Source organism: Vibrio sp. FF145, assembly GCF_041439075.1.
In the GTDB taxonomy this organism is placed as follows: Bacteria; Pseudomonadota; Gammaproteobacteria; order Enterobacterales; family Vibrionaceae; genus Vibrio; species Vibrio tasmaniensis_A.
Window position 1 is genome coordinate 1 of the sequence record NZ_JBGONH010000089.1, and the last position, 8,251, is coordinate 8,251.

An 8,251-nucleotide genomic window follows, 5' to 3' on the forward strand; every position below is an offset into this window, starting at 1 on the left:
CCCCCGACCCTCTGGTCCCAAACCAGATGCGCTACCAAGCTGCGCTATTCACCGACTAATTTCGTATCGACTCTTGGGAATAATGAATCAACACTGGAAGCCGAAGCTACCGATATTTTGTAAAGAAAGAATGGGGTGGCTAACGAGATTCGAACTCGCGACCACCGGAATCACAATCCAGGGCTCTACCAACTGAGCTATAGCCACCATTATTTCTTTTTGCCAATTCTCACTTACCTAAGTAAGAGACCGGATGGCGCGCCTGAAAGGATTCGAACCTTCGGCCTTTGGCTCCGGAGGCCAACGCTCTATCCAGCTGAGCTACAGGCGCATGCCCTGTCGGCGGAGTGGAATAATACGTATATCACCTTATGCCGTCTAGTACTTTTTTAACTTTTTTTTCTGTTTGGTCTCTTTTTCGACAGTTAATATGTGATAAACCCCTTATTTGAGTACTACAACCCACCGCAGCTTATAAGTTGTTGTTTATTGCAACAACTTATCGGGATATAATCACCCATTATTTACATTGGTTTAACAGTTGCTCTTTGCTGATAAAGCCAAAACACCCTTCCAACACTATAAATTGGTAAGCATGTACTTACCTTGGGAATGTAAAGTGAGTTTAATGGATATGTCTCGTCGAATTTTAAGCGTTGTCATCGCAGTTTTAACCTTTTCAACTGGCGCTATGGCTTCAGGCCTAAGCGAAGCAGAGCAAGATGCTATTGCTGAACGCATCAAACCAGTTGGCCAAGTTTACCTAGTCGGCAGCGAGCCAGTAACCGCAGAACCAACAGGCCCTCGTGATGGCGCAGCAGTTTACGGTACCTTTTGTATCGCTTGTCACGCATCTGGCGTAAGTGGCGCACCTAAAACAGGAGATGCTGGTGACTGGGGTCCTCGTATTGCCCAAGGTCGCGACATCCTAGCTGACCACGCAATCAACGGCTTCAATGCTATGCCAGCGAAAGGTTCATGTATGGACTGTTCCGACGACGAAATCAAAGATGCTATCGAGCACATGATTGCCGGCCTGTAATTTGCCGATCTGTAATTAAAAATACCAAATTCAAAAAAGGTGACCTCATGGTCACCTTTTTATTGGTCTCGATTTAGAGCCAAACATCACTTCTTATTGAACATCGCACGAATGTTGGCAATGTGTGCCTGCCCTTTCTCCATTCGTTCTTCTGCGGATTGAGGCTTCTTCACGCTTTCCCACTCCACATCTTCATGCGGCAGTTCATCAAGGAATCGGCTTTGTGTTGGCTTTATCAATTCGCCATACTGACGACGTTCACGACACTTAGTGAAGGTCAGCTCTTTCTGCGCTCGAGTAATCCCTACATACATAAGACGACGTTCTTCTTCTACGTTACCTTCATCGACACTGGTTTGGTGTGGCAAGATACCCTCTTCGGCTCCCATCAGGAACACATACGGAAACTCTAGGCCTTTCGATGCATGCAATGTCATTAATTGAACTTGGTCTGCATCGTCATCATCTTCACCACGCTCCATCATGTCACGTAGCGTTAAACGTTGAACCACCTCTCGTAGGGTCTTCTCTTCTTTGTCGTAGTTGTCACCCTCAAGGTCAGCAACGATCCAACTATAAAGATCAGAAACGTTCTTCATTCTCATCTCTGCAGCTTTCGGGCTTGCCGAGGTTTCGTACAACCAATCTTCATAGTTAATATCACGAACCAAAGAGCGAACAGCCTCAACGGTATTGCCACGTTCAGCATTATCAGAAATACGAACAATCCAATCGCTGAAACGGCGCAGGTTTTCTAAACCACGACCAGTCAAAGTTTGCTCTAAACCCATCTCAAAGCTCGCTTCAAACAAGCTCTTGCCACGCATGTTGGCGTAGCTGCCTAACTTCTCAAGCGTCACCGGGCCTATCTCACGACGTGGTGTGTTTACAATACGTAGAAACGCGTTGTCATCATCAGGGTTCACCAACACGCGGAGGTAAGCCATGATGTCTTTAATCTCAGCTCTAGCGAAGAAAGACGTACCGCCAGAAATTTTGTAAGGCACACGGTTCTGCATCAACGCTTTTTCAATCAAGCGAGATTGGTGGTTACCACGGTACAGCACTGCGTAATCTTTATATTCAGTGCGGTTCAAAAACTTGTGAGCGATGATCTCACCTGTAATACGCTCTGCTTCATGCTCTTCATTCTTAGCATTCAGTACCTTGAGCTTTTCACCGTCCGGGATCTCAGAGAACAGTGACTTTTCATAAACGTGTGGGTTATTAGCGATCAAGATATTCGCTGCACGCAAAATTCGACTCGTTGAGCGGTAGTTCTGCTCTAGTTTGATCAAGCGTAAGTTCGGGTAATCCTCACCTAACAGCACCAAGTTTTGCGGTTTTGCACCACGCCATGAGTAAATAGATTGGTCATCGTCACCTACGACCGTCAAACGACCACGCTCTCCCACAAGCAGACGCACCAATTCATATTGGCTGGTGTTGGTATCTTGATACTCATCGACAAGTAAATAGCGAATACGAGACTGCCAGCGCTCGCGCACTTCTTGATTGGTTTTCAGAAGTAATACTGGCATCGCAATCAGATCATCAAAATCGAGCGCGTTGTATGCCTTCATCTGTTTCTGGTACATCTCAAAACAGAATGCAAACAACTGCTCTTGTTCGCCTTGAGCTCGAGCTTTCGCCTGATCTGGCGTCAGCATGTCATTCTTCCAATTCGAAATGGTGCTCATTAAAGCACGCAGCAGATCCTTATCACCATCGATCTGTCTCTCTGTTAGCTCTTTTAATAGCGCCAACTGGTCTTGGTCATCAAATAGAGAGAAGCCCGCTTTCAGACCCAGCGCTTTGTATTCACGACGAATGATAGTTAAGCCCATGGTATGAAAAGTCGAAACGATCAGGCCTTTTGATTCACCTTTACCCAGAGTTTGCCCCACACGTTCTTTCATCTCGCGTGCCGCTTTATTGGTAAAAGTTACCGCTGCAATATTGCGTGCCTTGTAACCACACTCTTGAACCAAGTAAGCAATCTTATTCGTGATAACACGTGTTTTACCAGATCCAGCGCCTGCTAATACTAAACAGGGGCCCGAAACATATTTCACGGCTTCATCTTGTCTTGGGTTCAGTTTCATTTGGTTCTCAATTTGGTCTATCGGAGCGAATTCAATTGCGCGCCTATAATAATGCTGCAACACCACGAATGCTACGCTCTCTTATGCAAGAATTTTATATCACATATGAAAAACTATGTTGCACATATGTGTGGGTCTTAGGCTATAATGAATGAACGTTCATTCATTAGTGAGTATATTATCACTGTCTGGTTCTTATTCTATGATAGATAAAAGACAACAAATTATAGATGCCGCCGAAAAACTGATTGCTGAATCAGGCTTTCACGGGCTTTCTATGCATAAACTAGCTAAAGAAGCAGGAGTTGCGGCAGGAACTATTTATCGCTACTTCTCAGACAAAGAAGAACTATTACAACAAGTTCGCTTAGCTGTCACTCAACGGAATGCTGGTTTAATTCAGCAAGGCGTTGAAGATTCGATGAGTCTAAAAGAACGATTTAGAAAAATGTGGCTCAACATTTTCGAGCTCTCGGGATCAAACATCTGCAATTTAAAGAATAGAGCTCAATACGACTCTTTACCTTGTATTCGCAGCCATGAGACCAAAGAGATTGAACGAAAAATGTTCCACAAAATAGATCAACTCTTTACTGAAGGTAGAGAGCAAGGGGTGTTTAAGCCTCTAGAAAACCCTGTTTTAGCAGCACTTAGCTTAGAAGTCAGTGTCACGCTGGCCCGTAAGCAATCTCTTGGATATTACCAACTTGATAAAAAAGCCATTGAAGCGGCGATTGAAGCAAGTTGGGATGCGATTATTACACACTAATTTGGAGTTCTAACTAGAATGAAAAAGTGGACTTTCTTCATGTTACTCATCGCTGTACTACTTTTCGGCAGCGTTATTGGGTTTAACATGTTTAAACAACAAAAAATTGCTGAGTTTATGGCTAACCGACCTGAGCCAGAGTTTCCAGTAACGGTAACAGAAGTTCAACCTATCGACTGGGTTCCTGTGATCGAAGCTATCGGCTTCATCGAACCTAACCAAGGTGTAACACTAGCGAACGAAACCAGCGGTGTTATTGACCAAATATCTTTTGGTTCTGGTACTGATGTTAAAAATGACCAACTTCTTGTTCGTCTTGATTCTGGCGTAGAAAAGGCAAATCTAAAGAGCTCTGAAGCTCGCCTACCTGCGGCAAAAGCAAAATACAAACGCTACCAAGGTCTTTTTAAGAAAGGTTCTATTTCTAAAGAAGCATACGATGAAGCAGAAGCAAACTTCTACTCTCTATCTGCTGATATTGAAAGCCTAAAAGCATCTATCGAACGTCGTGAAATTCGTGCTCCTTTCGATGGAAAAGTGGGCATTCGTAACGTTTACCTAGGTCAATACCTGCAATCAGGTACGGATATCGTTCGTTTAGAAGATACCAGTGTCATGCGCCTGCGCTTCACGGTTTCTCAAACTGATATCTCTCGCATCCATGTGGGTCAAGCTATCGACATCTTTGTTGATGCCTACCCAGAGAAGCCATTTGAAGGTTCTATCAGTGCAATCGAACCAGCAGTAAGCATCCAAAGTGGTCTTATCCAAGTTCAAGCAGATATTCCAAACAATGATGGCAAGCTTCGTAGCGGTATGTTCGCTCGTGCTAACATCATTCTGCCTAAGCTAGAGAACCAAGTTACTCTTCCTCAAACAGCGATTACTTTCACTCTATATGGTGACAATGTTTACATCTTAACTGAAGAAGACGGAGTTCAGCGTGTTGCTCAACATGTTGTAAAAGTAGGTGAGCGTACGGCTGATATTGCACACATCCTTGATGGTGTAAAAGCTGGCGATACAGTTGTAACTTCTGGCCAAGTACGCCTAAGTAACGGCGCCAAAGTTAAAGTTGTTGAAAGTGATGCAATCACTCCACCATCTGAAACACCTAAGCTGTAACTGGAGGCACAATGCGCTTTACTGATGTTTTTATTAAACGTCCAGTTCTAGCGGTATCCATCAGCTTTTTGATTGCTCTGCTTGGCTTACAAGCAATCTTCAAAATGCAGGTGCGTGAATACCCTGAAATGACGAATACCGTGGTGACAGTCTCAACTGGTTACTACGGTGCAAGTGCCGATCTTATCCAAGGCTTTATCACCCAGCCCCTCGAACAGGCTGTGGCTCAAGCGGATAATATCGATTATATGACATCTTCTTCTGTGCTAGGTAAATCTACGATTACCGTGAACATGAAGTTGAACACCGATCCGAATGCGGCATTGTCTGACATACTGGCCAAGACAAACTCGGTACGTTCTCAGCTACCTAAAGAGGCTGAAGATCCAACCGTAACCATGTCTACCGGTTCAACAACCGCTGTACTCTATATTGGTTTTACCAGTGACGAATTGGTATCGAGCCAAATTACCGACTATCTAGAGCGTGTAATCAACCCGCAGCTATTTACGGTTAATGGTGTATCTAAAGTTGACCTATATGGTGGTATGAAATACGCACTGCGCGTATGGCTAGACCCATCAAAAATGGCGGCGATTGGTCTGACTGCATCTGATGTAATGACGGTACTGAACGCTAACAACTACCAATCAGCTACGGGTCAAGCGACCGGTGAGTTCGTGCTTTACAACGGCAGTGCCGATACTCAGGTATCAAACACTGAAGAACTAGAGAATCTAGTCGTGAAAAGCGGAGAAGGTGAGATCATTCGCCTATCCGATATCGCGAAAGTTTCTCTTGAGAAAAGTCACGATGTTTACCGAGCAAGTGCTAACGGCCAAGAGGCGGTTGTAGCCGCGATCAATGCGGCGCCAAGTGCGAACCCAATCAACATCGCAGCTGATGTACTGGAACTTCTTCCTCAACTAGAGAAGAACCTACCAAGCAACATCTCAATGAACGTCATGTACGATTCAACTATTGCGATTAACGAGTCAATTCAAGAGGTTATTAAGACTATCCTTGAAGCGGCATTAATCGTATTGATCGTGATTACTTTATTCTTAGGTTCATTCCGAGCGGTACTGATCCCTATTATTACTATCCCACTGTCTTTGATTGGTGTGGCAATGGTAATGCAGGCAATGGGTTTCTCTTGGAATCTAATGACACTACTTGCAATGGTACTTGCCATCGGTCTAGTGGTAGATGATGCGATCGTAGTACTTGAAAACGTCGACAGGCATATCAAGCTCGGCGAGTCCCCTTTCCGTGCAGCGATTATCGGTACCCGCGAAATTGCGGTGCCTGTTATCGCAATGACGTTAACGCTAGGTGCGGTATATGCTCCAATTGCGATGATGGGTGGTATTACAGGCTCGCTATTTAAAGAGTTTGCATTAACCCTAGCGGGTTCGGTTTTCGTATCAGGCATTGTGGCACTAACGCTCTCGCCAATGATGTGTTCGAAAATGCTGAAAGCTCACGCTGAGCCAAGCAAGTTTGAGCAGAAAGTTCATAGCGTGCTAGATGGCATGACTAACCGTTACGAGCGTATGCTTGGTGCGGTAATGCAACATCGTCCAGTATTTATTGGTTTTGCTATCATCGTATTTGCAAGTTTACCGTTGTTGTTCAAATTCATCCCTAGTGAGCTAGCACCTTCAGAAGATAAAGGTGTAATCATGTTGATGGGTACTGCACCGTCGAATGCAAACTTAGACTTCATGCAAAATACCATGAACGACGTAAACCAGATTCTGTCTGATCAACCAGAAGTTGCTTACGCACAGGTATTTACAGGTGTGCCAAATGCAAACCAAGCATTTGGTATTGCGTCGATGGTTCCTTGGAGCGAACGTGAAGCAAGCCAATCAGACGTAGCGAACCGCGTTGGTAATTTGGTGAAAGATGTTCCAGGAATGGCGGTAACTGCATTCCAAATGCCAGAACTACCCGGTGCTGGTTCAGGCCTTCCAATTCAGTTTGTTATAACAACGCCAAACAGTTTTGAAAGCTTGTTCCAAATTACCACAGACATTCTGGCTGATGTCTCTTCAAACCCGTTGTTCGTATATTCAGATCTCGACCTGAATTACGACTCAGCAACCATGAAGATCAACATCGACAAGGATAAAGCAGGCGCATACGGTGTGACCATGCAAGATATCGGTATCACGCTCGGTACCATGATGTCAGATGGCTACGTAAACCGTATCGACTTGAATGGCCGTTCTTACGAGGTAATTCCTCAAGTTGAACGTAAATTCCGTTTGAACCCAGAATCAATGAACAACTACTACGTACGTGCTGCAGACGGCAACGCTGTACCACTAGGCAGTTTGATTACGATTGATGTTGTGGCAGAGCCTCGCTCTCTTCCTCACTTCAACCAATTGAACTCGGCTACGATTGGTGCGGTACCGGCTCCAGGCGCTGCAATGGGTGATGCAATTGCATGGTTTGAAGACACGGCAGCGAATAAGCTTCCAAGTGGCTACAACCATGACTACATGGGTGAAGCACGCCAATACGTAACAGAAGGTAGCGCACTTTACGCGACCTTTGGTTTAGCTCTGGCAATCATCTTCTTGGTATTGGCGATTCAGTTTGAATCACTGAAAGACCCACTGGTTATCATGGTATCTGTACCACTGGCGATCTGTGGTGCCCTAATAGCTCTGGCTTGGGGCGCGGCAACGATGAACATCTACTCGCAAGTTGGTTTGATCACCTTAGTCGGCCTGATTACCAAGCACGGTATCTTGATTTGTGAGGTTGCGAAAGAAGAGCAGCTGCACAATCAAAAAACTCGTATTGAAGCGGTAATGGAAGCAGCGAAGGTTCGTCTTCGTCCAATCCTGATGACAACGGCTGCGATGATCGCGGGTCTAATCCCACTGATGTACGCAAGTGGTGCGGGTGCGGCTCAGCGTTTCAGTATTGGTATCGTAATCGTTGCTGGTTTAGCAATTGGTACTCTATTCACGCTATTTGTACTGCCAGTGATTTACAGTTACTTAGCTGAAAAACACAAACCTCTACCTGTATTTGTTGAAGACAAAGACCTAGAAAAACTAGCTCGCGTCGATGAAGCAAAAGCAGCGCACAGAGAATTAGCTGATAATAAGTAATCACTAAGTCGTAATAACAATAAAAAGGTTCATCGCGGCTTTCCGGGGAAAGCCGCTTTTATCTTCAAGAAGAAGT

Annotated in this window: 5 protein-coding genes and 2 tRNA genes; 4 read left to right on the top strand and 3 right to left on the bottom strand. The window is 44.9% G+C overall.

The features are described from left to right. Positions 1-131: 131 nt before the first annotated feature. Positions 132-207, bottom strand: a tRNA-His gene (locus ACED42_RS21060). 47 nt (positions 208-254) lie between these two features. Next, positions 255-331, bottom strand: a tRNA-Arg gene (locus tag ACED42_RS21065). Between the two features lie 297 nt (positions 332-628). Between ACED42_RS21065 and ACED42_RS21070 the strand changes: the two genes are divergently transcribed. Further along, positions 629-1,042 carry a cytochrome c5 family protein gene (locus ACED42_RS21070; RefSeq protein ID WP_371704021.1) on the top strand — a complete coding sequence of 138 codons (414 nt, stop codon included), beginning with the start codon at positions 629-631 and terminating at the stop codon, positions 1,040-1,042. A gap of 86 nt (positions 1,043-1,128) precedes the next feature. Here the strand turns inward: ACED42_RS21070 and rep are convergent, their stop codons facing one another. After that, complete coding sequence (gene rep / locus ACED42_RS21075) at positions 1,129-3,147, bottom strand: DNA helicase Rep (RefSeq protein WP_012602966.1); 2,019 nt, start codon at positions 3,145-3,147, stop codon at positions 1,129-1,131. A gap of 151 nt (positions 3,148-3,298) precedes the next feature. On the opposite strand from rep, the gene ACED42_RS21080 reads away from it, so the two are divergent. From ACED42_RS21080 to ACED42_RS21090, 3 genes are read left to right on the top strand one after another with little or no spacing between them, the layout of a single operon-like run. Continuing rightward, a complete protein-coding gene (locus ACED42_RS21080) occupies positions 3,299-3,916 on the top strand; it encodes a TetR/AcrR family transcriptional regulator (RefSeq protein ID WP_017096411.1) in 618 nt (205 codons plus the stop codon). A gap of 18 nt (positions 3,917-3,934) precedes the next feature. Further along, positions 3,935-5,041: an efflux RND transporter periplasmic adaptor subunit gene (locus ACED42_RS21085; RefSeq protein ID WP_009848083.1), complete on the top strand. Its 1,107-nt coding sequence runs from the start codon at positions 3,935-3,937 to the stop codon at positions 5,039-5,041. 11 nt (positions 5,042-5,052) lie between these two features. Next, entirely contained in the window at positions 5,053-8,175 is a 3,123-nt protein-coding gene (locus ACED42_RS21090; protein WP_009848084.1) for a multidrug efflux RND transporter permease subunit, read from the top strand. Positions 8,176-8,251: the final 76 nt, after the last annotated feature.